Source organism: Bifidobacterium aquikefiri (assembly GCF_002259795.1).
Lineage (GTDB): Bacteria > Actinomycetota > Actinomycetes > Actinomycetales > Bifidobacteriaceae > Bombiscardovia > Bombiscardovia aquikefiri.
The window spans coordinates 170,212-195,696 of the sequence record NZ_MWXA01000005.1; the positions used below are offsets into that span (position 1 = coordinate 170,212).

At 51.6% G+C, this 25,485-nt stretch carries 18 protein-coding genes, 1 tRNA gene and 1 pseudogene; 6 read left to right on the forward strand and 14 right to left on the reverse strand.

Going from position 1 to position 25,485, the window contains the following annotated elements; genetic code table 11:
- From BAQU_RS04635 to BAQU_RS04645, 3 genes are all read right to left on the reverse strand, one after another.
- On the reverse strand, positions 1–1,626 hold the full coding sequence (locus BAQU_RS04635) for a DUF5719 family protein (RefSeq protein ID WP_094693187.1): 1,626 nt from the start codon (positions 1,624–1,626) through the stop codon (positions 1–3).
- 8 nt (positions 1,627–1,634) lie between these two features.
- On the reverse strand, positions 1,635–4,787 hold the full coding sequence (locus BAQU_RS04640) for a glycosyltransferase family 2 protein (RefSeq protein WP_094693189.1): 3,153 nt from the start codon (positions 4,785–4,787) through the stop codon (positions 1,635–1,637).
- Positions 4,788–4,857: 70 nt separating this feature from the next.
- The gene (locus BAQU_RS04645) at positions 4,858–5,154 is read right to left on the reverse strand and encodes a WhiB family transcriptional regulator (RefSeq protein ID WP_094693191.1); all 297 of its coding nucleotides are present in this window, start codon (positions 5,152–5,154) and stop codon (positions 4,858–4,860) included.
- A gap of 324 nt (positions 5,155–5,478) precedes the next feature.
- Between BAQU_RS04645 and BAQU_RS04650 the strand changes: the two genes are divergently transcribed.
- The 4 genes from BAQU_RS04650 (at position 5,479) to BAQU_RS04665 (ending at position 10,638) form a co-directional block, all read left to right on the forward strand.
- Positions 5,479–6,876 (forward strand): LCP family protein, encoded by a 1,398-nt coding sequence (locus tag BAQU_RS04650; protein ID WP_094693193.1) that lies wholly within the window; start codon positions 5,479–5,481, stop codon positions 6,874–6,876.
- A 63-nt stretch (positions 6,877–6,939) separates the two neighbouring features.
- Positions 6,940–8,259, forward strand: a complete 1,320-nt coding sequence (locus tag BAQU_RS04655) for an LCP family protein (protein WP_094693195.1) — start codon at positions 6,940–6,942, stop codon at positions 8,257–8,259.
- A 122-nt stretch (positions 8,260–8,381) separates the two neighbouring features.
- Positions 8,382–10,277, forward strand: a complete 1,896-nt coding sequence (locus BAQU_RS04660) for an FtsK/SpoIIIE domain-containing protein (protein WP_094693197.1) — start codon at positions 8,382–8,384, stop codon at positions 10,275–10,277.
- Between the two features lie 82 nt (positions 10,278–10,359).
- Positions 10,360–10,638, forward strand: a complete 279-nt coding sequence (locus tag BAQU_RS04665) for a WhiB family transcriptional regulator (protein WP_094693199.1) — start codon at positions 10,360–10,362, stop codon at positions 10,636–10,638.
- Positions 10,639–10,815: 177 nt separating this feature from the next.
- Here BAQU_RS04665 and BAQU_RS04670 read toward each other — a convergent pair whose 3' ends face one another.
- Positions 10,816–12,318: a sensor histidine kinase gene (locus BAQU_RS04670; protein ID WP_094693936.1), complete on the reverse strand. Its 1,503-nt coding sequence runs from the start codon at positions 12,316–12,318 to the stop codon at positions 10,816–10,818.
- A gap of 144 nt (positions 12,319–12,462) precedes the next feature.
- On the opposite strand from BAQU_RS04670, the pseudogene trhA reads away from it, so the two are divergent.
- Positions 12,463–13,155: pseudogene (gene trhA, locus BAQU_RS04675) on the forward strand (PAQR family membrane homeostasis protein TrhA); the annotation flags it as partial.
- Between the two features lie 129 nt (positions 13,156–13,284).
- Here trhA and BAQU_RS04680 read toward each other — a convergent pair.
- The 5 genes from BAQU_RS04680 to BAQU_RS04700 form a co-directional block, all read right to left on the reverse strand.
- Positions 13,285–13,764 (reverse strand): GreA/GreB family elongation factor, encoded by a 480-nt coding sequence (locus BAQU_RS04680; protein ID WP_094693203.1) that lies wholly within the window; start codon positions 13,762–13,764, stop codon positions 13,285–13,287.
- A gap of 167 nt (positions 13,765–13,931) precedes the next feature.
- Positions 13,932–14,339, reverse strand: a complete 408-nt coding sequence (locus tag BAQU_RS04685) for an FKBP-type peptidyl-prolyl cis-trans isomerase (RefSeq protein WP_094693205.1) — start codon at positions 14,337–14,339, stop codon at positions 13,932–13,934.
- 128 nt (positions 14,340–14,467) lie between these two features.
- A complete protein-coding gene (locus BAQU_RS04690; RefSeq protein WP_094693207.1) occupies positions 14,468–15,046 on the reverse strand; it encodes a hypothetical protein in 579 nt (192 codons plus the stop codon).
- A 74-nt stretch (positions 15,047–15,120) separates the two neighbouring features.
- Positions 15,121–15,201: transfer RNA gene (locus BAQU_RS04695), tRNA-Leu, on the reverse strand.
- Between the two features lie 82 nt (positions 15,202–15,283).
- Positions 15,284–16,294: a Ppx/GppA phosphatase family protein gene (locus BAQU_RS04700; protein WP_094693209.1), complete on the reverse strand. Its 1,011-nt coding sequence runs from the start codon at positions 16,292–16,294 to the stop codon at positions 15,284–15,286.
- 353 nt (positions 16,295–16,647) lie between these two features.
- On the opposite strand from BAQU_RS04700, the gene BAQU_RS04705 reads away from it, so the two are divergent.
- Positions 16,648–18,141 carry a xylulokinase gene (locus BAQU_RS04705; protein WP_094693211.1) on the forward strand — a complete coding sequence of 498 codons (1,494 nt, stop codon included), beginning with the start codon at positions 16,648–16,650 and terminating at the stop codon, positions 18,139–18,141.
- Positions 18,142–18,226: 85 nt separating this feature from the next.
- On the opposite strand, the gene BAQU_RS04710 is transcribed toward BAQU_RS04705, so the two are convergent.
- The 5 genes from BAQU_RS04710 to pth all read right to left on the reverse strand — a co-directional run bounded on the left by BAQU_RS04710 (position 18,227) and on the right by pth (position 25,472).
- On the reverse strand, positions 18,227–18,799 hold the full coding sequence (locus tag BAQU_RS04710; protein ID WP_094693938.1) for a DUF501 domain-containing protein: 573 nt from the start codon (positions 18,797–18,799) through the stop codon (positions 18,227–18,229).
- Between the two features lie 148 nt (positions 18,800–18,947).
- Entirely contained in the window at positions 18,948–19,661 is a 714-nt protein-coding gene (locus BAQU_RS04715) for an FtsB family cell division protein (protein ID WP_094693213.1), read from the reverse strand.
- A 163-nt stretch (positions 19,662–19,824) separates the two neighbouring features.
- The gene (eno, locus tag BAQU_RS04720; RefSeq protein WP_094693215.1) at positions 19,825–21,120 is read right to left on the reverse strand and encodes a phosphopyruvate hydratase; all 1,296 of its coding nucleotides are present in this window, start codon (positions 21,118–21,120) and stop codon (positions 19,825–19,827) included.
- A 163-nt stretch (positions 21,121–21,283) separates the two neighbouring features.
- Complete coding sequence (gene mfd / locus BAQU_RS04725) at positions 21,284–24,802, reverse strand: transcription-repair coupling factor (protein WP_415447702.1); 3,519 nt, start codon at positions 24,800–24,802, stop codon at positions 21,284–21,286.
- Positions 24,803–24,872: 70 nt separating this feature from the next.
- On the reverse strand, positions 24,873–25,472 hold the full coding sequence (gene pth, locus BAQU_RS04730; protein WP_094693219.1) for an aminoacyl-tRNA hydrolase: 600 nt from the start codon (positions 25,470–25,472) through the stop codon (positions 24,873–24,875).
- Positions 25,473–25,485: the final 13 nt, after the last annotated feature.

Genomic DNA, 25,485 nt, shown 5'->3' on the forward strand with positions numbered 1-25,485 from the left:
TCAGCGCAATACGCCGACAGTCTCGTTCACTGTTATCTTTGCGTGCTGAAGCATCAGAGAAATGGGTTGCAGATAGCTTGAAGCAGCCACCTTTGCTTTGTCCAGTGTCGAACTGGACAAAGCTATGTCCCAAGACAGAGCATCCTTCGAAGATTGCTGTTGCCGCACTGTAATTGCGGCGACATGCGAGCCCAAATCACTCAATGCCAGAGAGGAAGCGGCATTAGGACCAACCTGAACCGTTGTTGTTTCGAGACGACTGCCATCCGCATTGTAACTATCAATGTCGGCTGACGCTTTCTGTGTGGAGTGATTCGCCACCACCAATGAGCCGTCCAGTCCCTTGGGCAGAGCGATTGCACTGAACTGAGGCGTGGATTGGGCAGCAATCACACCAAAGTCCTGCTGGCCGTTTGAGCCGTTCACTGTCGTAATTGCTGAAGCATGAATATCATTATCGGCAGTCACCGATATCGCCATGGCATCGTCGGGAACGCTACCCATATCGATGGATGCGACGCGATGCGCCTCAATGGATTCCGACCTTGAATTCTTCAAGCCCGCCTTCGTCACCCAAGATAAGCTGATCTTGCTGGCCGCCTCAGCGTATGCAAGCAGCTTCACATGCTGCCCCTTGGTCACGCCTGGCAACACCATGCTCTGTGAAGCGGAACCATTTGCCGTAACGTATTCAGATCCCAAGGTTTTCAAACCATCAAGACCAACCACCTTGACGACGGCAGCGACTGCCGTATCCTTGCTTGAAATGGTGACGAATAAACCATCCTGTTGTGGAGCCGCAGCAGCAAGATCATATACTGATTCACTACCAGCTCCAACGGTCACGGTTCGAGCAGTATTGAGTGCGAGTGTTCCATCGCTCCCCGTCCCCCAGACATTAATTGAAATCGCGGTGGCCTTATCAGTTGGATTTGCAATAACCAACTGCTGAGTCCATCCCGTATCGGTTGGGGGAAGCAAAAAAGACTGCGACAACGTCGGACTCACACATGAAGTAGCCGATAAACCACGCAAATCACCTTGCGTTGCCTGTGAAACGACAGAAGAGGCAGCTCCTGCACCATTCTTGGTATCCAACAATTGCGTGTTCTGCACTAAGGCGTGTGCATTTACAGTGCTCTGAGCGACGGAGACGGCAGCGTCATCAGTCGGATCCTTGTCTTCGAGTTGAGTTGCCAGGGCAGTCCCATCACCATTGGGGAAAGCCGTGATCGATGAATCATAGATTGCTCCAAATGCCGCATGTGCCGAATCCGATGAGATGTCTCCTGAAGTGGCCTGGAACTGTGAATCACCGTAACTCGCAGAATCTGCCAAACTCATGCGAGAAGGGCAATATCCCGTAATCGTATGCTGGGTAACGGTATGCTCCTGGATTGCGGAACTGCCGTTTTCACTATCGACTTGCCCCTGTGCCGGTTCAATGGCGACAAGAACGAACATCATCGCAAGAATTACTAGGGCGGAGAGCGATGCAAGCGCTATCTTTGAAATTCTTCGACTGCGTGATGAGGCCATCTGTACCGGCGGCTCAGCTTTGCTGAAGATGGCACCCTGCTGATTTTCACGGTGTTGTGAGTTCATGGTTTCAGTATTCTTCTTCATGTTTCTTCTCACCTCTGGCTACTTCTTGTGCGACGAGGCAAAGCCACGAGGCAATATATGACAAGGCAGATTGCCAGACACCAGAGCCATGGCGCTCTGAATGGATTATTGAGTGCCTTGTGTTCACCGACTGTGGAGATGCCACCCTTGTAGGCATCGAGTCCGGTCAAACGGAAATAGGTTCCGTTGCCGTTGCTCACGACCGATTGCACCCCAGCACTCGCTGTGATGTTGGATATCAAGGAATCCGTAGCATTTTCACTGCTGACCGAGGAATTCCTGGCACTGAGATTATTGACCATTCCCGTATAGGGCACATAGATGGCACCAATGCCGAGATTGGTCAACGCCGCAATGGCATCATCGGCACTATTCGAAAGCAGCTCGGCACAGGCTTGCCCTATGACTGCCGATGCTGTATCTTCTCGGCCGAGATATTGTGATACTCGTGCTGCGGGGGAACTATCGATGATATCGCCGTTGCCTGTTCGCATCAGAGAATAATCCACTCTGTTTGCAGAGAGCGCAGCCAAGGCAAGCACACGATGCGATGATTTCTGAGAAAGATAGTCTCGCGCCACCATTGGCAGACCACTGCCCGATGTCGTAATAGAGCTTCGAGCACTAGTCAGCAGACCACCATACACCCCCCATACTGCAACGCACAGGAACAGAACAATGGCAAGCGAGATGCGGCCCGCCTTGGCAAAAGACACGAAACGATGCCGTGAACCTGCGCTGATTTCCTGCATAGTGGATCGCTGAGCAAGCTCAATGAATTGATGCACTGCCGATCCGGCTATCAGGCAGACGCATGAAAGCAACGCCATAATCACGAGAGAAAGCCCGGGCAGCGGTGATGCGGCCACGCTTGCTGTGGCATCCGTACCAACTCCAATGCGAACCGATACCAAAGACACGAGCAGTCCTGCGATTGCGAGAATCCACATCATTCTTGAAAGACGCAAAGCGAAAGGCAAAGCCAACGCACACACTCCAAATACAACCAGCAAGGCAAAACTTGCCCAAAGTGCGATAACCAAGACATTGCCTTGCAAGAGCCACAATTGTTTGCTCTGCATGGACTGCATGCCGAAGCTCTGCTCAATGAGTTGCAGTGCGTTCAAGGCTCTTGGCGAAGCTCCGACGCTCGAAACCGGTATCTGAATATCACCAAAGAGTTGTCTCCAATCCCCTGCAGTCCAGAACTCAACTGCATTGAGAAGCAGGGGCGCCAAAGCCAATGCTGATGGAATTGGAATGAGCAAAAGCATGGTGCGATGCGAACGGACAATCACCAGGAAGGATGCAAAGACGGCAATCAAAGGCAACACTATCTGCGGCTCTGACAACGTCACTGGTATGAAGCACAGCGAAGCCAGCGCTGCCGATTGAATCGAGGGATGAGGACGAGCGGGCATTTCAGTGCGATACATTCCCACTGCCCTCAACATAAAGGCAAAGGAGACGGGCAGGAAGATCATGCTGACGGCCAATGCCACGGATCCATCACTATATATGCCAAGAAGCCATGTCGATGCCGCCCACAGCAGCGATGCAGCAAAACGAATGATGTTTGAGCGAGTGAAAATTCCGGCAAGTGCCCAGAATGATACGGCACACAGCGGAGCCGCAAGCACAATCATAAGGAGCAGGGCTGTATTGGCGTGTCCGATGGTAATGATGTTCGCAACGACGATTATGAAGAGGAATGGCGTTGGCGAGGCAAAGATGCCAAGACCCGAACCGAACGACCAATTGCTCGTTGCACTGCTCCATAGCTGACTCCAACTTGCATTGAAGGGAAGCAGCGTGTTCGATGCCGCTCCTTCACCGGCGAACAGACCAGTTATCAACATGCGCTGCTCTGCAACCACTGCTGTGGATGTGATGACAAGCAGTGCAACTACCCAAAGCAGTCGAATACGCATCTGCCGGTGAAGGTGAGCTACCGCCAGAGGACTGAGCAGTGTGACGCTGCCCTGTTCGGCAAAGGCCTCATTGCGTTCCTTCCACTGCCTGAGTTGATTTCTTCCGGCGACCAGCATATTCAACGAAGAAAGCGTAACCGTCTTGCCATGGGCCAGTCTTCTTCTAGCCGCAATCGCTCCTGGAAGAATAAGGAACATGCGCCAAGGAATGCACAAGTCACACAAAGCCTCATATGGCTGTTTTCTAAAGAGTCGCTGCGCGAATGACCCAATCCCCTGCAATACGAGCCAGATCCACAGGAACGGCCAGAGAATCATGCGACTATCAGTGATGCGATACCGCAACCGCGCATCCGCCACGCTCAAGTAGTGGTTGTGAACTGTCTGTGCCTCAGCGGCACGCCCATTCTTGGTACGAATTCCCTCATATCTCGCGCGACGATGGGCGATGACCGCCTGCGGAACGACGATTACCCGACCGGCATGAAGACAGATACGGCGTGATATCTCAGCGGATTCACCGAAAGTTCCAAACCATGAGTCCACGCCGCCCGAACTGTTGAGTGTTGATAGTGGCATCAGTGCACCGGCGAGAGATACTGCAAAAACATCCTGACGGGCATCATATTGCTCCTGGTCAGGTTCGCCATCAACGACAAGGCTGACCAGACGGTGCTTGGCAGCATAGTATCCGACGTTATGCAGATTATGATCGTTCCAGCCGATGTGCTTGGCACCAATCAATGAAGCCTTGGGAGCATTGCGCCAAGCCTCACGCAGTGCATCCAGACATTGCGGATTCTCTGGGCGCGAATCATCATGCAACAGCCATAGACCACGAACGGATTCTGGCAGTCTGGCATAGCTCAATGCCTGAGAAACCGCATGGGAGAACGAAACTGCGCCCTTTGCACGAACCAGTTGAACCTGAACTGTGTGGACTTGGGGAAAACTTTCTCCAGAATGCGTATTCGGCTCCAGCACTTCAAATGAAGAATATAGAGGTGTAGATGTTTCACCACTGCAGTCAGCAATGACAATGCAGCTGGGAAGCACCCGCTGTTGGAGGACACTTTCAAATGTTTTCGTGAAAAAACGCAAATCCTCCTCGACAGTGATGACCGCAGCCACATCTTCCGCCACATCCGAGCGAAGAGATTGAGCATGCTCGGACATGGTCTGAGCGAGTACCTGTTGTATGCCTGGAGCTGTGAAACCAACTGAATTCATATAACCAGTGTAAGCATAGGTCCAAGAAGATAAGGGATGAGTGGACTGTGCGTTGCACAATCCACTCGCTTCATGCCTGCTGCTCCTTGTGATAGCGCCGTCTCTCACGTTCGCTCATGCCACCCCAGATACCGAAACGCTCATCATGTGCAATTGCCCATTCCAGACAAAGCTCGCGCACCTCACATTGGGCGCAGATTCTTTTCGCCTCTCTGGTCGAACCACCTTTTTCAGGGAAGAACGCCTCCGGATCAGTCTGCGCGCATAGGGCCCGATGCTGCCAGGAAAGATCTTCACTGGAATCGAATAATCCCCAAAGTTGGTTCGCCGATGCTGACGGAGAATTGCCTTCGATGCCATCCCACATGGCTAACCTCCTCGGTGCATCGTGTGCACATGCAGAGAATGATATGACTTCGTGTAAATTACACACTTGTGAGAAAGCATTTGTCAATGAAAACACAAAATTTACCAATAAACTTGCAATTTCAAGCGTTTTGCATCGAAATTTCAGAGTCTTGGGCACACTAATTTCACAATTTTCAGCAGGCTTTCAGAGAAGGACACTTTCGATGAATTACAATTTAAGAGTTTACGAGGGATAGAACGGTATCACGATTGCGAGAATCACGTACGATCCTTGTATTTCCGACAGGAAGGCTTAAGCGTGGCTTTGAAGAAACATACAGGTATGAATCCTCCGAATATCGGTGGATTCATGGTAACTGCACCTAAGCACGGAATAAGTTTCGTAACTCATCACCATATTCTCACTGTCGTTTCTCTAGCCATTGTAGCGTTCTTCGCGTTCTCAGCCACCTTCGCAGCCGCAAGCTTCCTCGATATCGACAATACCGTGCAGTCAAACGCCGTCCCTATCCTTTCGCCGAGCAAGGGAACCAGCACGCCCACAACACTCGATCAATACGCCGGCAAGACGCTCAATATTCTGATCCTGGGGCAGGATACACGCTCCGGCTCTCAGAATGCTGCCATCGGTGGCGATGACGGCGAAGAGAATCATCAGTCGGACACGGCGATGGTCATGCAGATTTCGGCTGACCGCTCCTATGTCAATCTGGTCTCGATTCCCCGTGACTCGCTTGTCGATGCTCCAAGCTGCAAGACAACCAAGGGCACCATCCCCGCTCGATATAACGTGATGTTCAACTCGATATTTGCATATGGATATTCCCAAGGTGGAGATATCGCATCCGCTGCCAATTGCGCAATGACCGCCGTGAACGCCTTGACCGGTTTGGACATCTCTTCGTTCATCGTCGCAGATTTTGCAGGTCTTAAAGACATGATTGATGCCATTGGCGGGGTTAGCGTCTGTATTCCAGAGGACACGAAGGATTCCTACACCAATCTCACCCTTTCCAAGGGCCTGCAGCACTTGAATGGCACCCAGGCAACGCAGTATGCCCGCATGAGGCATGGAACCGGAACCGATGGCTCAGATATCATGCGTACAACGCGTCAGCAGTATCTCGTCAAGGCATTGCTGGCCACAGCACGTTCCAAAAACCTGTTCACCAATGCCTCACAGATGTATCAACTTGCAAAGTCTGCTTTGAGTTCCCTGAAATTTAGTGAGAACCTTGCCACCACAACAGGACTGGTTGGCCTCGCAATGAGTCTGAAAAACCTGACAACTTCACGTATCTATTCCCAGACTGTACCTGTTACCACCGCTCCTTCTGATTCCAACCGTGTGGTGTGGGCGAGTACGGCATCCAGTGTCTGGGCAAAATTCAAGGATAGCCAGCCGCTCACCCAGTCAACGGCAAGTGCTTCTAGCTCCACAAGTAGCTCTAGCAGCTCATCCAGCTCCAGCAGCGCATCCAGCTCAACTCCAAGCGCATCAAGTTCCACGAGCGCGTCATCGACACCAAGCGCAACGGTAAATGCAAACACTGGCTTGATAACCGAGACCAATGGAACGCTGCTCGACCCGGAAACGGGAGGCATAGTTGACCCTGAAAGTGGAGCCATCCGTGATCCAAACACTGGCCAATACATTGGCATGGCAGCCAAATACATTAACTTCACGGTATGTGGGATTACTGCGCAGGATTGGGACTGAAACTCCCCTGTGCACCTCTTTCTGTGTTAAAGCTGTGTCCAGAAAGACAAGTTCGGAGGATACATGGCTCGAGAATCTGAAGATGCGACATCTGGCGACACTCCGCCAAGTTTCATTCCGACCCACCATGCGAACCCGTCGAGTCAACCATCTTCGCATGCCAGTGGCGGCAGTTCTGAAGATCTACCCAGCTTTGCTCCGAGAAGAAGTTCAAATCGAGGTTCACATCCATCGGTTTCGACCGGTAGACCGTACGGCTCGATGCCACGTTCTTCAGGTTCACGCTATTCACAGCGCAAGCCCAACGCGTCCCAGAACGCTCCCAGCAGTCGAAGACAATATCAGTCATCCTCCTCGAACATTCGCCGCCCGCAAGCTCAATCTTTCTCCGCCAGGCCGTCGCGCCAGGGCGGCAAGGGAGGCACCACTCGCCTGAAGTTCAACTTCAGACGCATTATCGCGGTCATCATCATCGTGATTCTGCTGCTTCTCGCAATATTTGGCATCGGCATGTGGAATTGGGTCAATGGTCAACTCAGCAAAAAGGATATGCTCACGTCTGCGGCTGACTCATCGGCGCAGACATGGCTCATCCTAGGTTCCGATCAGCGCGATGGCACGCCTGGAACGGGAACGGAAGCTGACGCGCCGGGATTTAGAACAGATACCTTGCTGGTGCTCACCAAACCAAAGAGCGGAAGCAGCTCGCTCATTTCAATTCCCCGTGATTCCTTGGTACAGCTGAACGGCACATACATGAAAATCAACGCAGTAGCCGAGAGTGGCGGCTACTCGGCGTTGACCGGGCAGGTCGAGAATATCACCGGAGAGAAGATCGATCATGTAGCCATGATCAAGTTTGGTGGATTGGAAAAGGTTGTGAATGCGCTTGGTGGCGTCGAACTGTGTTATAGCAGCACGGTCAACGATGCGAACTCGGGCCTCAATTGGACGGCAGGGTGCCATGTCGCCAACGGCACCACGGCATTGGCCTTCTCAAGAATGCGATACTCCGATCCTGAAGGTGACTTTGGTCGCGCGAAGAGACAGCGTCAGGCGATCGCGGCAATCGTGAAGAAAGCCTCAAGTTCCACCATTACCAGCAGCCCTTCGACCATGCAGAAGGTTGCCAAGGCATCGCTGGCTTCGATAGTGGTCGACAATAAGACAAATCCCTATACTCTGTTGAAGATGGCATTGGCCTTCAAAGCCGCATCTGGTACGAGCGGTGTGACGGGAAGCGTCTATTGGTCAAATCCCGATTACTATCCAGGCGGTAACGTTGGTTCGACTGTGCTTCTCGATGCTTCGAAGAACAAGGCACTGTTCACCTCGCTCGGGAATGGAACCCATGCAAAAGGCACTGTGGGCGGGCAAGTCTGATCTGCGATACCTGATCTGCGGGCAAAGATTGAATTGACAAAGTCTGAACATATCTGGCTCATATTCGACCACAACGCCTGATGCCATAGCCGAGCGTTGCATGAGGTTGAGATACTGTGGCAATGGATAATCGCTCACGCATGCAACGAGTCCTTGCCCTCTTGCCGGTTCTTCTGCCGCAGGCTATGTTGGGGTCCATCATGCTCATGCAACGACAATGGGTTGCTGCTCTTGTCAGTTTCACCGGGATAGTCTCTTACATCTGGATGAATCTGTCACAGCATGTTACCCATGAACGTTTCGGTGAATCTTCCGGACACGGGCAGCGGAATGGCTGTGCGATAACGGACTCATCGATAATTGGAAACAATGCTCGCATCACAGCCGAAACGGATGTACTTGATGCGCCACATCCTCCATGCTGCAACTTAATGGACATTATGTGGTCACAGAACGATTCCCACCAGTCTTCACTTGCAATGACTCACCCTAAGTCCAGAGAAACCAAGCTGCTGTGGCAGACGATCGTTCATTCTTGGCTCAAAGATGATGGTAGAGATACGTGCGCCCATACAACACGTGTGCCGCTGGGAACGATTGGCGAAAACCAACTATTCCATGTCGATCTCGTATCTCAGGGTCCGCATGCCCTGATGGCTGGGACCACAGGTTCCGGAAAATCTGCCATGTTGCAAAGTTGGTGCCTTGCCCTGGCAATGCGCTCACCACCGGACCAACTCAATCTTGTGCTCTTGGATTTCAAGGGTGGTGCCGGACTTGACGTATTGCAGGGGCTGCCTCATACGGTCGGATGCGTCAGCGATCTGCAACTGCAGCACGCTCAGCGGGCACTGCTCGGCTTGGAACGAGAACTTCGTAACCGCGAATTGTTGGTCTCGCAATATGGGGTGGCTGATGTCATGGACATTGATGTTCCGCCGCCGCGCCTGATAATCGTGATTGACGAGGCAAACGCACTATGCCAGCAGATACCCGAGGCCATGAAGCGATTGTCGCGTGTTGCATCGCTCGGTAGATCTCTGGGGATGAATCTCATCATGTGCACCCAGAACCCAGCAAGCCAGCTGAGCACAGAAATAAAGGCGAATATGGCACTTCGGATATGTCTGCGCGTTCAGGATCCCTCGCAGGCTCTTGAGATGATCGGCAGGCCAACCGCGGCTCACATCAGCCCGACCACGCCCGGAATGGGCCTATTCAACGATGGTGCATCCATTACGCTGTTTCGAAGTGCATATACCAAGGATTGCAACCACCTGATCACCAATGTCAGGTATGCTGCCTCGTTCCTCAACCATGCCACCCAGAAAGCGCTATTCACCAGCCCCCTGCCACCGATGTGCAATACACAGAAACAGGCCGAAGCCGCCGGCAATGACGCAGACACACGTACGTCTGAATCGCAAAATTCTGAAGAACATTCAACGAATGCAAGATCGGCGAGTTCCAAACCGTATACGGCAGTGATCGGATTGGAAGATGACGGTGTAAGGTATCGAATCTGCTCGTTGCGCTTATCGGGCAACGTTGCAATCATCGGTTCACCAGGCAGAGGCAAGACCACGATATTGCGAAACATCCAGCATGCTCTGGCGCAAAAGCCAACCGTCAACTGCACCTTCATCACTGCGGATTGTGCAACCCTGCCCTCAGTGACTCCTGGATCGAAGCAGGTCTGGCTCGTCGATGATGCCGATGAACTCTGCAACCCGAGTACCATGCTTCCTCTTAACGAAGAGTTCAACCAGGCAATTCGCAATCCAGATCTATACGTGATATTTGCAGTGGACTCCCCCAATCATTTTCGTCTGCATGAGTATTGTCCAACACGCATCATTTTCCCTTCCGGAGAGATGAGTCTAGATATTTTGTCGGGAATCTCGCCAACTACTGTAAAAAGCTTCGCGCCAGATGACTTGACACGAGTCGGTCGAGCCGTTGTGATCGCACCAGGAATTGAACACACGATACAATGTTCAACTGCCTATAAATACTAAAAAATCTTGAAAAGTTTCCGTTTTCGTGCTTACCTAGTTACAGGCTCGGATAAACCGGGCAACAGACTTGAAAGAGGCGACAATGAGTAGTGCTTTCGACTGGCGAGCCAAAGCCGCGTGCAGAGACAAGGACCCGGAACTATTCTTCCCCGTTGGCAACACGGGGGCTGCGTACCAGCAGATCGAAGAGGCCAAGAGTGTCTGCAGAACATGCAAGGTCATTGATGCATGTCTGAGATGTGCGCTGGACACCAATCAGGATTATGGCGTTTGGGGCGGCTTGAGTGAAGACGAGCGCAGAGCACTCAAGCGCAGAGCCATGAGGGCAAGACGTTCTCAGGCTATTCAAATGCAGGCGTGACGCGCATAAGATTCTCTTCAATCGTTCGTGAATTACAACCACGGACAATTGAAGAATGGAATCCGCTTTTGTGAAGATTGTAACTATGAGCGATGGCGCAATGGAGTGGTATAAAAAGGTCTTGTTGAATGGAAACATTCAACAAGACCTTTTCTGTGCATGGCTTTCAATGCAGCACTAATCCCTATCGTTCTGCGTCTCCTGAGCAGCTCTGAGCTTCATGGACAGTGACACGCGTGTGCCGCCATCCCGACGGGGACCCCATTTCACCGATCCGCCAAAATCATTGGTCACGAAGGTATTGATTATCTGAGTTCCCAAGCCTGAGCCAGTTGATTTTGCCATGCCCTCCTTTGACTCGCTGCGATATCCATTACCATCGTCTTCTACAACAACGTTGAGAGCGTTGCCACCTCTACCCACTGAAATAGTAATGTGCCCCTCTTTGCGGCCTTCAAAACCATGTTCTACGGCATTATTGATGAGTTCTGTAAGCACCAGGGATAGCGGAGTCGCGTCCTGAGCTGGCATCATACCGAATTTTCCGAGGAAGGATATTGAAATCTTCTGATCCTCAGATGTGGCCAGATCCACACTCAGCTTGAGTAGATTTGAAATGACCTTATCAAAGTCAACGATTTCATCGGCCGTCTGGCTCAATCCCTCATGGACAACAGCTATGGTCTGCACGCGACGCTGCGCTTCTTCCAACTCCTTCTTCACCTCGGGAAGCTTTGTTCGGCGAGCCTGGAGGCGCAATAGTGCTGAAACTGCCTGAAGATTGTTTTTCACTCGATGATGAATCTCGGAGATTGTTGCATCCTTCGTTTGCAATTCCTGCTCACGGCGACGCAGTTCAGTGACATCTCGGCATAGAATCACGGCGCCAGAACGCCCGTTCTCATCAAGTAACGGCAAGGAGCGAATGGATACTGCCGAACGGTTGGCTGCAAGCTCGGAATCGATGGCAGCCTTCCCACTCAGGACCAGCGGTAAGCTCTCAGGAACAGGATCGTTTTTGTGAAGCAGTGAGGTTCCGATTTCACTGAGGTATCGACCTTGCATGGTCTTTACCGAACCCAGCCTTCTAAAGCAGCTCGTGGCGTTGGGCGATGCATAGCGGACGATTCCTTCCGCAGTAATAATGATGAATCCATCTGCGACACGGGCAATATGCCGTTGATTGATCACGGCATCTACATAAGGGAATTCTCCACGTGGAATCATGTTGAAAAGCATCTTTCCCGATTCGATGCTTTCGTTCTCATAACGGCCGTTTGATTCACGCGTTGCCAGGTTTGTTTCCCTGACAACCAGACCCAGGGTTTTGCCGTTATGCTTCACCTGCGCATAGACATCGCAAACCGTGGAACGTCCTATGGTTCGCACTCGCTTTGAACGCAGTGGCGCATCGAGCTTCATCGCCACATCAAGCTCGCTGGTGAGGTTATCAGGAATCTGATTGCCGACTACATCCTCCGATCTGAGAGACATTACAGTCGATGGTCTGCATTGTTCGGCAACGACGTAATGCCCATCCCCTGTTTGGAGCAGCAAGAGTAGATCTGCGAATGTAAGATCAGATATCACTTGCCAGTCCGCAACAAGATGATGAAGCCATTCTCTATCGTCGTCGGCAAAGTCAGGACGGGTCGCAAGGATGTGGGTAAAATCAGCCATGACCTCCATCATAATGATGATTGCTAACTTCGCGCTTCTTGGAAACGCGGACAGTGAAGCCGATTCCCATTCTGCGCTAACTTACGGTATCGTAGGTTACGCTATCGTAAGTTCTGGAGGTAAATCATGGCAACGCAATCTCATATCGAGCCATCTCACGTGGAAAAGACTCGTAAGCCCCGATTGGATGTGCATGGCCGGGAAAAACCCCTATTGCGCGGATGGATTCATGCAGGGGCAACACCTTTGGCATTGGCAGCAGGCATTGTCCTCATATGCCTCAGTCCGACGGCACCATTGAAATGGGCATGTGCCATCTTCATGACTTGCTCATTGATTCTCTTTGCTAATTCCGCTCTATATCACTTGGGTAATTGGTCACCGAAGGTAACCGTATTGCTGCGTCGACTCGATCATGTCAATATATTCCTCTTGATTGCCGGTACCTATACGCCTTCATCGTTTGCGCTCACACCATTTTGGAGAAATATCATTCTCGCTGGCATGTGGATCAGCACCGCCATTGCCATCATCATTCATGTCATTTGGATCAATGCGCCCCGATGGCTATACACTGCGGTATATATCATCTTTGGCGTGTCTGGCGTTGCATTCCTCGGTCTTTTCTGGAATTCACCAGTGGCAGGACCTTCAGTTGTCTGGCTCATCATTTCAGGAGGGATTTGCTACATCCTAGGTGCCATCGTGTACGCCATGAGATGGCCGGATCCTTGGCCAAAGGTTTTCGGCTTCCATGAAATATTCCATTGCGGAACAATTGCGGGTTACGCATGCCACATGGTTGCCATTTATCTTGTAATTTGCCGTCTGATGTGACGGTTCATCGAGTTTTGTTGCTTTTTCTCAGTAGAAACACGAAAAAACTCATAATTCACAGTGAAATCATGCGCTTAATGAACTCTGATACTCAAAAAAGGCAACAAAACTCAATCTCTCAGAAACACGTTACTTCAACGGCTTGGAGTCGATGATATTGACCCTGATATCGCGCCCGTTGGGCGCCTTATAGGTCACTTCATCACCCTGCTTCGCGTCCATGATCGCTGCACCAATCGGTGACTCAGGACTGATGACGTCATAATCCGTCGCAACTGCAATGTCTCGGGAACCAAGGACATAGGTTACCTTGTTGCCCGCGAGATCAAGCGTAACGATAGAACCATTGCCCACGAGACCTGCCTTGGGCGCCTTGAGGATCTTGGTATTACGCAGCTTCACGATAAGCTCGTTAATACGCCCCTCATTTTTACCTTGCTCCTCGCGAGCCGCCTGATAGCCACCGTTCTCGCTTAAATCTCCCTCGGCACGGGCTGTTGCAATACGCTCCGTGATCTCTTCACGGTATTCGCCCTGCCGATGCTCAAGCTCTTCCTTGAGCTTGTCATACGCCTCTTGTGTCAGCAAGATGGTCTTTTCCTCTGCCATGATTCCTCCTTAATTGTGTATTGAGCAGTAAGTGTATTACGGTTTTCGACAGAATGTATCAAAAATGCGTGAAATATTGGTCTGCATGATCATCACAGATGCATGCACACTGAACCCCCATAACAAAAAAGACGCCGACGACAGCCGACGTCCCCCTGTTCCAGTGCTCAGCGTGTTGAAATAATGTCAACGACGAATACCAATGTATCCGTTCCGCCGATTCCAGCCTGTGGCACGCCCTGAGTTCCGTATCCATACTCAGGCGGGATGCTTATCAAAAGACGAGAACCAACATTGTGACCAAGAACCGTTTGATCCCACCCCTTGATAACGCGTCCAACGCCAATGGGGAAGCTGGCAGGCTGATGACGGTCGAAACTTGAATCAAACGGCTTTTCGGAGCCCCACGTGACACCATGATAGTTCACGGTTACGGTGTCGCCTTTGCGAACTACCGGACCAGTGCCTTCAACCAGCTCAACGGATTTCAGACCGCTGGGAGCATCGCCATCAAACTCGATGGTTGGTCGTTGACCAAAGTCTTCAACAACCTTGGGCATATTCGCGTCTGACATAAGTTCTCCTTGCCTTAAAATACAAAGCTCTACGGTATTACCTTTTAGCGAATACCACAAGTTCCATCAGTGTTGAGCAATCAACGTATCGTAATCCAAGATGCACGAGAAAGTGTGGCACTGCCAACTCAAGCGTGCGCAATGTAGGTGAACATCATAACCATATAAAATACCCCAAGTGCTGCAAGAATCAGCGTTATGACGCCAGTCACGATGACCAGAGCAAGGCGCTCAGAGAATCGTGGAGCGACGATCTTGGCAACGAACCAGGCTATGAAACCAAGCACAGCGCAGTTGAATCCGACGGCAAGGCGCTGCGAAATGGATAGGGGCTCTGCATCAATACCAGCAAGCAAGGAATTAAAGATTGCAGGTATGACGAAATAACCCCATGCTGCATACGCTATGAATCCACCGAGTCCAAAAATCACTGGTGCCAAACGAGCACGCAGCGACTTTCTGATTTGCACGGAAACATAATCAATCGCCCAGAACAGCGCGAATCCGACCGTATAGCAGAAGAACACAGCCAACATACTCGCAATGCAGCTCCAAGGCACAAGCGCAATTCCAGTGTTGCTCGCCATAGCAAGGATGAACGGCGCGCAGACGATTTCCCCAATGCACAGCACCGCAGCAGCACAGATTACCTGTGCCAATATTTCTGGAACCTTGCGAGCTTTTTCTCTGTCTAGTGACTTGGACACATGAACCTCATCTCAAAAGTGACGCTTTGCATTGAAGCTTAGCATCTGCAATCGCTTTTAAAATCAATGATGAGTGCCCCAGGTGGGAATCGAACCCACATGTCTCGCAACGTCGGATTTTAAGTCCGATGCGTATACCATTTCGCCACTGGGGCATGTCCGTTTATCCGAATAGGGCGCAGACAAGCCAACTTGCTAGCGTACAGGCAACGGACAATACGTCACAATACCATGAAATCAGATGAGACCCGCAAGCATCTTTCGACCACGATCGAGAACAATACCATCCAGAAGACCATGCTCACTGGCCAGAAACGAATCGATATGTCTCCCTCGAGTTGCAGCCGCCGATGCAACCCTGGTAAGCACACGAGTCCAGATCAAGGCTCCACCACCAACAACATCGATTCGCCCTGGATGTATCGCCCCCACCCTGCCACGTTCTTCTCGACTCATGCGAAGGATACGATCATCTGCCTCGAAGGCATCATCGAAGTTGATTCTTGCACCATCAACTGCATGGCGATCATAGCTTTGACAGCCCATGGCGATTGCGCTCATGGTTGTGACCGTGCCGGAGACACCGATGATGGTTGAGACATCCTGCGCTGGAATATGGGTGAATGCCTCATCGATATGTGCATCGATGTCTGCGGTTGCCTCTTCGATTTGTTCTTCGGTTGGAGGGTCAGCGAGAAGATGCCGTTCGCTCATGCGCACCGAACCGATATTCATTGAGAAACCTGAGCGAACATTGTGGGCAGGAACGGCATTGCCGTCACCCCCCACGACAAGCTCGGTCGAGCCACCACCCAAATCAACCACCATATATGGTGGTTGGGGCCGCGTCTGATCCTGCGTCGAATGCAAGGTTGCCGTAGCTCCCAGGAAACTCAACGCAGCCTCTTCAGATCCTGGAATCACCTCTGGTCTAACACCCAGAATTGATTCGACTTCATCTTCAAAATCATTGCGATTTGCGGCATCGCGAGTTGCCGAAGTAGCCACGAAACGCAGATCATCAACGTGATGCCTACTCAATACATCTGCAAATTCCTTGACTGCTGCATATGCACGCTGCAGAGCATCATCGGCGAATCTGCGGTTTTTATCGACACCTTGGCCGAGTCTGATGATTCGCAGGATCCGCGGCGTTACCACATGCAGTCCATGCTCATCGACCTCAGCAATCATCAGTCGTATCGAATTGGTACCGCAGTCAACTCCGGCTATGGTCACTGAATCCATCAGTTTCTCCTCCAACAATGCTGTTCATGCATGAACCAAGTCTAATATTGTTCAGCATCCTTCAGCATAGTCATATTCATCCTCAATGTGGCGACACTGGATTGTGACGACACTGCGTTATGGTCACAACGCGTTATGGCCACACATCAGTGTTGCATTTACCATGAATGTGTTATCTATTCCATCATGAAGACAGAACACCCCAGTAGGCCTGTGAATCTTGCAATATGCATGTTTTCATGAACCTTCTTGGCATATAGCCGAATATAATGAAATGGTTCAGGAATTCGGGGAATTACGGTTGCATTGCAGTCCTATTTCCCATTCTGGCAGCACATCAAAGGGGAAGATTCATGACACAGGTACTTGTTGCAGGTATTGACACATCAACGCAATCGGTGAAGGTGCGAGTTACTGATGCCAACACCGGACGAATGGTGAGATTCGGACAGGCCAAGCATCCACATGGCACCAGCGTGAATCCACAGTTCTGGTGGGACGCGTTCCTTGAAGCAGCGCAACAGGCTGGAGGACTCGATGATGTCAGTGCATTGGCAGTCGGCGGTCAGCAACATGGCATGGTACTTCTTGATGCTCGTGGCAGAGTGGTAAGGGACGCATTGCTGTGGAACGACACACGTTCTGCACCTGATGCCGAACGGCTTATTGAAGAACTTGGAGAATCCGAAAAAACTGCCGATGAAAGCGATCTTGCCGATGATCCCATGATGCGTGGGCGTCAACGCTGGGTAAAGGCAGTGGGCTCATCTCTTGTCGCTTCATTGACAATAACCAAGATAGCCTGGGTTGCAGAGCACGAGCCTGAGCATGCGGATCGCGTTGCCGCTGTATGTCTTCCCCACGATTGGCTGAGTTGGAGAATCGCGGGCCACGGTCCAGTTGAAGAAGGCAAGACAGCCGACTTTGATGATCTGTTTACCGATCGTTCCGATGCTTCAGGAACGGGGTATTTTGATGCTGTGAGCAACTCATATCGCATGGATTTGTTCAAGATGGCATTCAAGAGAGACAACGTCAGACTTCCGCGATTGGTCCAGTCACATGACGTTGCGGCCATGGCAGACCCATCCATTGCAGGAAAAGATGTTGAGGGTGGTTGCATCATCGCTCCAGGTGGTGGTGACAATGCCATGGCATCACTGGGGTTGAACATGAAGATCGGTGATGTCTCTATCTCCTTGGGTACTTCTGGTGTTGCAGCAGCCATCGCGCCTGATCCGGTATATGACATGAGTGCATCCGTCACAGGATTTGCCGACTGCACCGATCACTGGCTGCCGCTCGCTTGTACCATCAATGGATCGCGAATCATTGATGCAGGCAGATCAATGCTCAATGTGGATTATCAGGAGCTTTCGGATCTTGCCCTGAAATCACGGCCTGGAGCGGAGGGCATCACTTTGATTCCATATTTCGACGGTGAGCGCACACCGAATCGACCAGAGGCCAAAGGCACCCTGCACGGCATGACCATGAACAATGTCAAGCCCGAAAACATCGCTCGCGCCTTTGTCGAATCATTGCTGTGCACACAGCGGGATTGTCTTGAATTAATCGAGGATCTCGGTGTGAATGTTAAACGCATACTGCTAATTGGCGGCGGATCGAAAACACCAGCAGTGCGCGAATTGCTTCCTTCGATTCTTGGTTCTGCCGTTGCACTCCCCCATCCTGATGAATATGTGGCCATTGGTGCGGCACGCCAGGCAGCATGGGTTCTTGATGGTTCAGATCAGGCACCAGAGTGGCCAGTTGCGATTGACGAGACATTATCCGGGGAACCAAACAACGACGTATTCCAGCAATACGCAAGCTATCGTGGCTGATAGTTGAGCAACAGCAAGGGTTGCAGCTTCCACAACTGAGCTGTAACCCTTGCGGCATTGCCTTGAACCTATGCCAGTATAGAGATTAGAGAATGCTGCACCGGCACAAATTGCTATCGAATCGACCCGCTGCAGCGACCATGTTCAGAGCGATATCACCAATCGGATTGACTCCAGCACCCATGCATAGGCTCTGCCCCACCAAGGCATGAAGACATTTCACACGAACTGGCATGCCGCCTGCACTGATCCCCCTGATATGGCTATCGTCATCACCGAGCAACTCGGCGAGCTGGGATCTGAAGAGCAGGTAAGCCTGATGAGCCTGCTCGTACGCTTCTTTCAACTGCTGATCCTGACAGACACGCTCCGATAATTGCCTCATCGTACCGTCAGCCTCAAGGCTGGATACGGCCTTCACTGCTTCAGGACTTGTAAGATAAAAAGTGGTAGGAAATGGAATGGAGCCATTGAGCAATGGTCGAGTCACCACGGCCAAAGGCCTTCCACATCGGCACCGCGCACCAACGGCAATCATGCCTCGTGGATAGCGCGTCAATTGCCGTTCAACAAGCGCTATCTCTGCGCCTGTCGCAGGTGAGTTCAGTAACTCATTCAGTCGAACTCTCACTCTGGACTGCAATGGTTCACCAAGCATAGTCCCATGCTCATCAGCCTTGCATTGTTCCGATGCTCGTGTTCCGTGCAGCTCAGCACCGTTTGCAGAATTACCGTAATGCTTCATAATCGATTGAATTGTACCTTATCGCATTTATATTGAAGACTCGCGTCGAGGATGAACGAGCTCAGTCTGATGAAGACGAAGATGGAGACGATTGCGTCGAACTGGAACTCGATTCTGCAGAACTCGTCGAAGATGCTCCCTTGGAGGAGCCAGTGGAAGGTTCAGTTGAAGATTGAGAGGACGATGATGTATCGCCCGAAGATTTTCCAGCCTGTTTATCGGCTTTGTTGAAGGCATATGCAAGCTCGCTATACCACGGAAGCGTTGCTGCATCTGAAGAAGAGTCCTCTTGCTTAGCGTTCTTGTTCGTCTTGGTCCCGGTAACATCCTCGGGATGAAGCACTCTGACTGCTTCCTCTCCGGGGAACACAAAACCCAGCCGTTCTCTTGCCTGAGCGGTCACATAGGCCTTGTCGTTCCAGCGCGAGATTTGATTTTCCAAATCCTTCTTTTGCGCAACAAGACTGGCTTCCTGCTTGCGCAGACCATTAAGCTCTGAAAGATTGATTGCATATGTATGGAAGGTCGAGACCAGTTCTACCGTACCCAAAAGGATGATGATCATTGCAATGAAGAAAGAGATCGGTCCGGAATTGCCGAGAGTGCGCGTAGATGAACGCTGTGATGAACGCAACGTATGATGCCGCTCGCTTTTCTTCGATGTGGCGGAGAACTGATGTGAGTATACCTTGGAGTCATCCGAGTTCGAAGCACGATGCTGACGTCCGGCCGTACCAGTGGAAATCCGTCCACCGCCCTTGGATGTCTTGCTCATGATAAATCCCCAGCTTCTTTCAATGCTGCCATTATACGTTCACCTGCAGTGCACCTTGCCCGATGTGCTTGCCAAATGAAAATACCCATCACACTCGACTGGGAAAGTGACGGGTATTCTCTGGTTTCAAGTTTTGAGGTTGTTCCAAGCCCCAATGCAAAAACTACTTGATGTACTTCTTGCAAGCCTTGAATGCGCTGTAGCCGGCATACTGTGCGGTTGAACCGAGCTCTTCTTCAATCTCGAGAAGACGGTTGTACTTGGCAATGCGCTCACCACGTGCAGGAGCGCCGGTCTTGATCTGACGCGTGTTCTTTGCAACGGCCAGGTCAGCAATGGTGGTGTCTGGAGTTTCACCGGAACGGTGAGAAACCATGGAGGTAAAGCCATTGGCAGTTGCGAGTTCGATGGCATCGAGCGTCTCGGTGACTGAACCGATCTGGTTAAGCTTGACGAGCAATGAGTTTGCAGCCTTCAGGTCAATGCCCTTCTGCAGACGAACCGGGTTAGTGACGAGAAGATCATCACCGACGAACTGGAGCTGGTCGCCCATCTCGGCTGTGATCTTGGTCCATGCTGACCAATCTTCCTCTTGGAATGGGTCCTCGATGGAAACCAGTGGATACTTCTCGACAAGGCCCTTGTAATAGTTCAGCAGCCAGTCATCGTCACGCAGCTCGCCTTCGAAGAGATACTTGCCAGTCTTCTTGTCGTAGAACTCGGAAGATGCGACGTCAAGTGAGAGACCAATCTGCTCACCTGGCTTGTATCCAGCCTTTTCGATGGATTCAACGATGAGGTCAAGGGCCTCTGCGTTTGAATCCAGGTTTGGTGCGAAGCCACCCTCGTCGCCGAGACCGGTGCTCAAGCCACGTGCCTTCACCACACCCTTGAGTGTGTGATAGACCTCGACGCCCGCGCGAAGGGCTTCCTTGTATGAATCGAATCCATATGGGGAAACCATGAATTCCTGAATGTCAACGTTGGAATCTGCGTGAGCTCCACCGTTCATGATGTTCATGTTTGGCACAGGAAGAATGTGTCCGTTGGTTCCACCAAGATAACGGTACAGAGGGAGTTCAGCCGACTCTGCTGCTGCATACATCGCTGCGAGTGAAACGCCGAGGATGGCGTTTGCACCGAGCTTGCCCTTGTTGGGTGTTCCGTCGAGCTCGATCATGGTGTCGTCAATGGCGCGCTGATCTGTTGCATCCATACCAATAACAGCTGGTGCAATGGTGTCATTCACGGCCTTGACAGCACCAAGAACACCCTTGCCCTGATAACGATTCTTGTCACCGTCGCGACGCTCCCAAGCTTCTGCTTCACCGGTTGATGCACCGGAAGGAACGAGTCCGAGGCCCTGAGCTCCGTCTTCGGTCTCAAGAACTACCTCTACTGTTGGGTTTCCGCGGGAATCAAGGATTTCGCGTGCGTATACGCTTTCGATTGCTGCCACAACTTCTCCTTAAGACATTGTGTTGTTCTGACATCCCCCAGCGTAGTGCTTTTTATGGACGAGCAACGCGTGTTGCATATAAATTAATGTTAGCGCTCACATTTTATGGCGACGCGACTCTTCTTTCCGGCATGCGTCCCCGGGAAACAAACGTCCTCAGCGCTCAATGCTGGTGAGGATGCCACGCCAGGTCATCAATGAGCTGAGCTGTCCAGACCATGATCTGCTCAGAATCCATGGCTTGCTGACCAAGCGAACCGGCAAATGGAGCGGGAACGAGCAAGGTATGGGTGACTGGCCGATACTGAGAGCCTCGATAGATTCGCTGAATGCGCATGAGCACCGATTCCTGGGGATCGATCCTTGCAATGCGAACATTTTTCCCTTGGCCGCCAATCTCTGTAATGCCAAGCTTCTGTGCCTTGAAACGAAGCCTTGCCACGTCGAATAAGGCTTCAAAATCCTGCGGAGGCGTTCCATAGCGGTCAGTGAGTTCCTCTCTGAGATCTTCGAGGTCCACCTCGTTCTTTGCTGCTGCAAGCTTTCGATATGCTTCCAAGCGCAGTTTGTCCGAATCGATATACTCCACAGGAATTGATGCTTCGATAGGCAGATCGATGGACACTGCCTGCTCTTCCTGCGCATCAGGCTCCTTGTAGTGCTCCACAGCCTCAGACACCATACGCACGTAGAGGTCGAATCCAACTCCTTCAATATGACCTGACTGTTCATCTCCGAGAAGATTGCCTGTTCCGCGCAGCTCGAGATCCTTCATGGCGACCTCGTAGCCGGAACCCAATGCAGTGTTCTGAGCAATCGTTGCAAGTCGATCATGAGCTGTCTGGGTCATGGGTTTGCTCGGATCATAGAGGAAGTAGGCATAGGCACGTTCCCTGCCTCGTCCCACACGGCCTCTGAGCTGATGCAGCTGGCTCAAGCCAAAACGGTCGGCATGATCGACAATCAGGGTATTCGCATTCGAAATATCCAACCCCGTTTCGATGATTGTCGTGCAAACCAGTACATCAATGTCTCTATGCCAGAAATCTCGGATGACGTGGTCAAGTTGACGTTCACCCATCTTGCCGTTGGCGATGCCTATATTCGCCTCCGGAACCAGTTGCGCGATATGAGATGCCACGCTGTCGATATCCTCGACACGATTGTGCACGTAGAAAACCTGACCTCCACGCAACAACTCCCGTTTTATCGCTGCCGTAAGCTGCGAATCTTCACTCGCACCAACATAGGTCAGAACAGGCAGACGATCCTCAGGAGGTGTATCCAGAGTCGACATTTCACGGATGCCTGTTACTGCCATTTCCAAGGTTCTCGGAATTGGCGTGGCAGAAAGGCTCAATATATCCACATTGGTTCGCAATGCCTTGAGCGTTTCCTTGTGTTCAACCCCGAAGCGCTGCTCCTCATCAATGATGACAAGACCCAGATCCTTGAATTTTATCTTGGGGTTCAGCAATTTATGCGTACCGATTACCACATCCACGGTTCCATCGGCAAGACCTTGGGTAGCGGCTTTGATCTCCTTAGGCGTTTGGAACCGGCTCATGGCCGCTACATTAATGGGGAACCCCTCGAACCGCTCATTGAACGTCTCCTGATGCTGCTGCACGAGAAGTGTTGTTGGCACAAGCACGACAACCTGCTTGGAGTCCTGCACCGCCTTGAATGCTGCACGGACCGCTATCTCTGTCTTGCCGAAGCCCACATCTCCGCAGATCAGACGGTCCATGGGCATGGGCTGTTCCATATCGTGCTTTACCTCGTCAATGGTGGTGAGCTGATCCGGAGTCTCCTGAAATGGGAAGGCGTCTTCCAGTTCCTTCTGCCATGGTGTGTCAGGACTGAAAGCGAAGCCTTTGGTACGCTGACGTGCCGAATAGAGCTTGACCAGGTCAGCGGCAATCTCGCGCACATGCTTACGAGCCTTGGCCTTGGTCGCCGCCCAATCTCCTCCACCGAGCTTGTTGAGCTTTGGAGCTTCGGCACCAATGTATTTGCTGATCTGATCGAGTTGGTCAGTTGGTACATACAGCTTGTCGGATGGAGCATTGCGCTTGCTCGGCGCATATTCGATGACCAGGTATTCTCGCTGTGCACGCTGAGCACCCTTGCCAACGCTACGTTGCTTCATACCGATGAAACAACCGACTCCATGTTGTTCATGCACAACGAAATCCCCGGGTTTAAGCTCCATGAGATCGATGCTTTTGCGACGACGTTTCGGTGTCTTCAACTGGCCCGATGCACTTGTTCTCCCGGTCAGATCGCGCTCGGTAAGGACTGCCAGCCTTGCCGCAGAGTCGACAAAGCCATTCGGAGTAAGCGAACGAATCGGAGTAAACGTTGTGATGCCTGTTTCATTGATGGCGCGCTTGAGGCGCGACAACGTTCCCTGCGCCGCTGCAGTAAGGATAACGGTGAAACCCTGCCTTATCAGTCCGCTGATTCCCGAACTTGCCTTGTCCTCCTCTCCCCTGAAACTCTCTGGGTTCTGGGCATCGAGCTGATAATGACCATGAACATGTGAATCCACTCCGAAACCGGTGAGTCGAATGACTTCTTTGTGACCAAACTCCATGGCGGACAAGGTTTCGTCAAAATCGAGAAAACTCGCCTCATCAAAGGCTATCGGAGCGCCCGAACCATGACCTGATGCGGCAACGTGCCAGCTTGCAGCCAGGAATTCATTGGCGGTCTTTGCCAGATCATCCGAAGATCTGCGCAAACGCTCCGGGTCATCCAACATGACAATGGCGTCATCTGGCAACAGGTTCGGCACCTGCTCAAGATGATCAACCAATGCTGGCAACAGTGATTCCATACCTTCGACCGGTATGGCCTTGGAGATTGATTCGAGCATATCCTCTGCATTGGGAATCTGACCAATGAGGGATGCGGCACGCTTACACACTTTTGGAGTAAGCTGCAATTCCCGACATGCAGTTGCCCAGATGCTCGGAATCGAATCTCCATAGGTGCGTTGATCCGAGGCGTTGAATTCATGAATGCCATCGACTTCATCACCAAAGAATTCGATACGTACGGGATGCGCTGCAGTGGGTGGAAATACATCCAGGATTCCGCCACGAACTGCAAATTCCCCTCGATCCATGACCAAATCGACGCGAGAGTATGAATTTCTGACCAGCAATCGTGCCGCTTCATCCAGAGCGATCTCCCTGCCGGTCTCAAAGACCAACGGTTCCACGTCACCAAGACCAGCAACGACTGGCTGAATCAGTGACCGGACTGGCATGATAAGGATGCGGATAGGGCCAAACATGCTGCTATTCGCCACTGGATGCTTCAAGCGGCGGAAGACGGCCATTCTGCTTGCAACTGTGTCGGCGCGCGGTGAAAGTCGCTCATGCGGCAAGGTTTCCCATGCATCCAACAGTGCAATCTCCTGTGGATCTCCTGGATACCAAGACCGGATTGCTCCTGCCATTTCCTCGGCATCTCGGCCGGAAGCAGTTATGACGATAACGGTCTTTCTCGCCGCAGTTGCAGCAATGAGAGCGGGTCTCAGCCCTTCGGGAATGCCCAGGGTAGTTGATGGATTTGTCTTCGATTCCGAAATATCGGTCTCACCAGTCACCACTTCCTGGAAGATGGAATCGCGCTGCAAGTCCTCGAGTAGATAAGACAACGATCCCTCAATGCGGGCACTTGGCAAGGCAGTGCGCCCTGTTCTGAAACCGGTGGTATGCGAAAGTGCCTGCTGTGTCACTTTATCGACCATTGAATTTCTCCTGAGCCTGTCCAAGACCTTCGTTCATGATTGTTTCCACTGCGTCGGCGCCATCGCTGAGAAAGTCACACAACTGTGATTTCTGACTGGAGCTAAAGCCACCAAGAACCCAATTCACGGTCTTGGCGTGTGCGTCTCCTTGACGCGCTGCATGCCCAACGCCAAGCCTCACTCGAGAATATGCATTCGTCCCGAGTGAACGGTCAATGGATTTGATTCCATTGTGCCCACCGGCTGAACCGCCAGCCTTGACCTTGATGCGTCCGAATTCCAAATCCATGTCGTCGTGTATCGCAATGACATGTTCCGGTGCAATGTCGTAATACGAACAGATGGAAGCGACGGCGTTGCCTGAGTCGTTCATGAATGTGAGCGGCTTGGTCAGGAAAAACTTGAGTGGAGCACCAGAAAGCCTCATTATGCCTTTGCCAAGCAAGGCAAGCCCCTTGTGATCGGAAAGTGACACGTTCCAACGCTCGGCCAGGATATCAGCACACATGAAACCCATATTGTGTCGGGTCCCCTCATAGCGTGAACCGGGATTTCCCAAACCTGCAATCAACCAAAAATCAGACGACATGCCTCAAAACCAA

What these genes read in the sequence shown, in the direction of transcription:
- BAQU_RS04635 (WP_094693187.1), bottom strand. Translation starts at nt 1,626, where the DNA reads ATGAAGAAGAATACTGAAACCATGAACTCACAACACCGTGAAAATCAG.
- BAQU_RS04640 (WP_094693189.1), bottom strand. Translation starts at nt 4,787, where the DNA reads ATGAATTCAGTTGGTTTCACAGCTCCAGGCATACAACAGGTACTCGCT.
- BAQU_RS04645 (WP_094693191.1), bottom strand. Translation starts at nt 5,154, where the DNA reads ATGTGGGATGGCATCGAAGGCAATTCTCCGTCAGCATCGGCGAACCAA.
- BAQU_RS04650 (WP_094693193.1), top strand. Translation starts at nt 5,479, where the DNA reads ATGAATCCTCCGAATATCGGTGGATTCATGGTAACTGCACCTAAGCAC.
- BAQU_RS04655 (WP_094693195.1), top strand. Translation starts at nt 6,940, where the DNA reads ATGGCTCGAGAATCTGAAGATGCGACATCTGGCGACACTCCGCCAAGT.
- BAQU_RS04660 (WP_094693197.1), top strand. Translation starts at nt 8,382, where the DNA reads ATGGATAATCGCTCACGCATGCAACGAGTCCTTGCCCTCTTGCCGGTT.
- BAQU_RS04665 (WP_094693199.1), top strand. Translation starts at nt 10,360, where the DNA reads ATGAGTAGTGCTTTCGACTGGCGAGCCAAAGCCGCGTGCAGAGACAAG.
- BAQU_RS04670 (WP_094693936.1), bottom strand. Translation starts at nt 12,318, where the DNA reads ATGGCTGATTTTACCCACATCCTTGCGACCCGTCCTGACTTTGCCGAC.
- BAQU_RS04680 (WP_094693203.1), bottom strand. Translation starts at nt 13,764, where the DNA reads ATGGCAGAGGAAAAGACCATCTTGCTGACACAAGAGGCGTATGACAAG.
- BAQU_RS04685 (WP_094693205.1), bottom strand. Translation starts at nt 14,339, where the DNA reads ATGTCAGACGCGAATATGCCCAAGGTTGTTGAAGACTTTGGTCAACGA.
- BAQU_RS04700 (WP_094693209.1), bottom strand. Translation starts at nt 16,294, where the DNA reads ATGGATTCAGTGACCATAGCCGGAGTTGACTGCGGTACCAATTCGATA.
- BAQU_RS04705 (WP_094693211.1), top strand. Translation starts at nt 16,648, where the DNA reads ATGACACAGGTACTTGTTGCAGGTATTGACACATCAACGCAATCGGTG.
- BAQU_RS04710 (WP_094693938.1), bottom strand. Translation starts at nt 18,799, where the DNA reads ATGCTTGGTGAACCATTGCAGTCCAGAGTGAGAGTTCGACTGAATGAG.
- BAQU_RS04715 (WP_094693213.1), bottom strand. Translation starts at nt 19,661, where the DNA reads ATGAGCAAGACATCCAAGGGCGGTGGACGGATTTCCACTGGTACGGCC.
- pth (WP_094693219.1), bottom strand. Translation starts at nt 25,472, where the DNA reads ATGTCGTCTGATTTTTGGTTGATTGCAGGTTTGGGAAATCCCGGTTCA.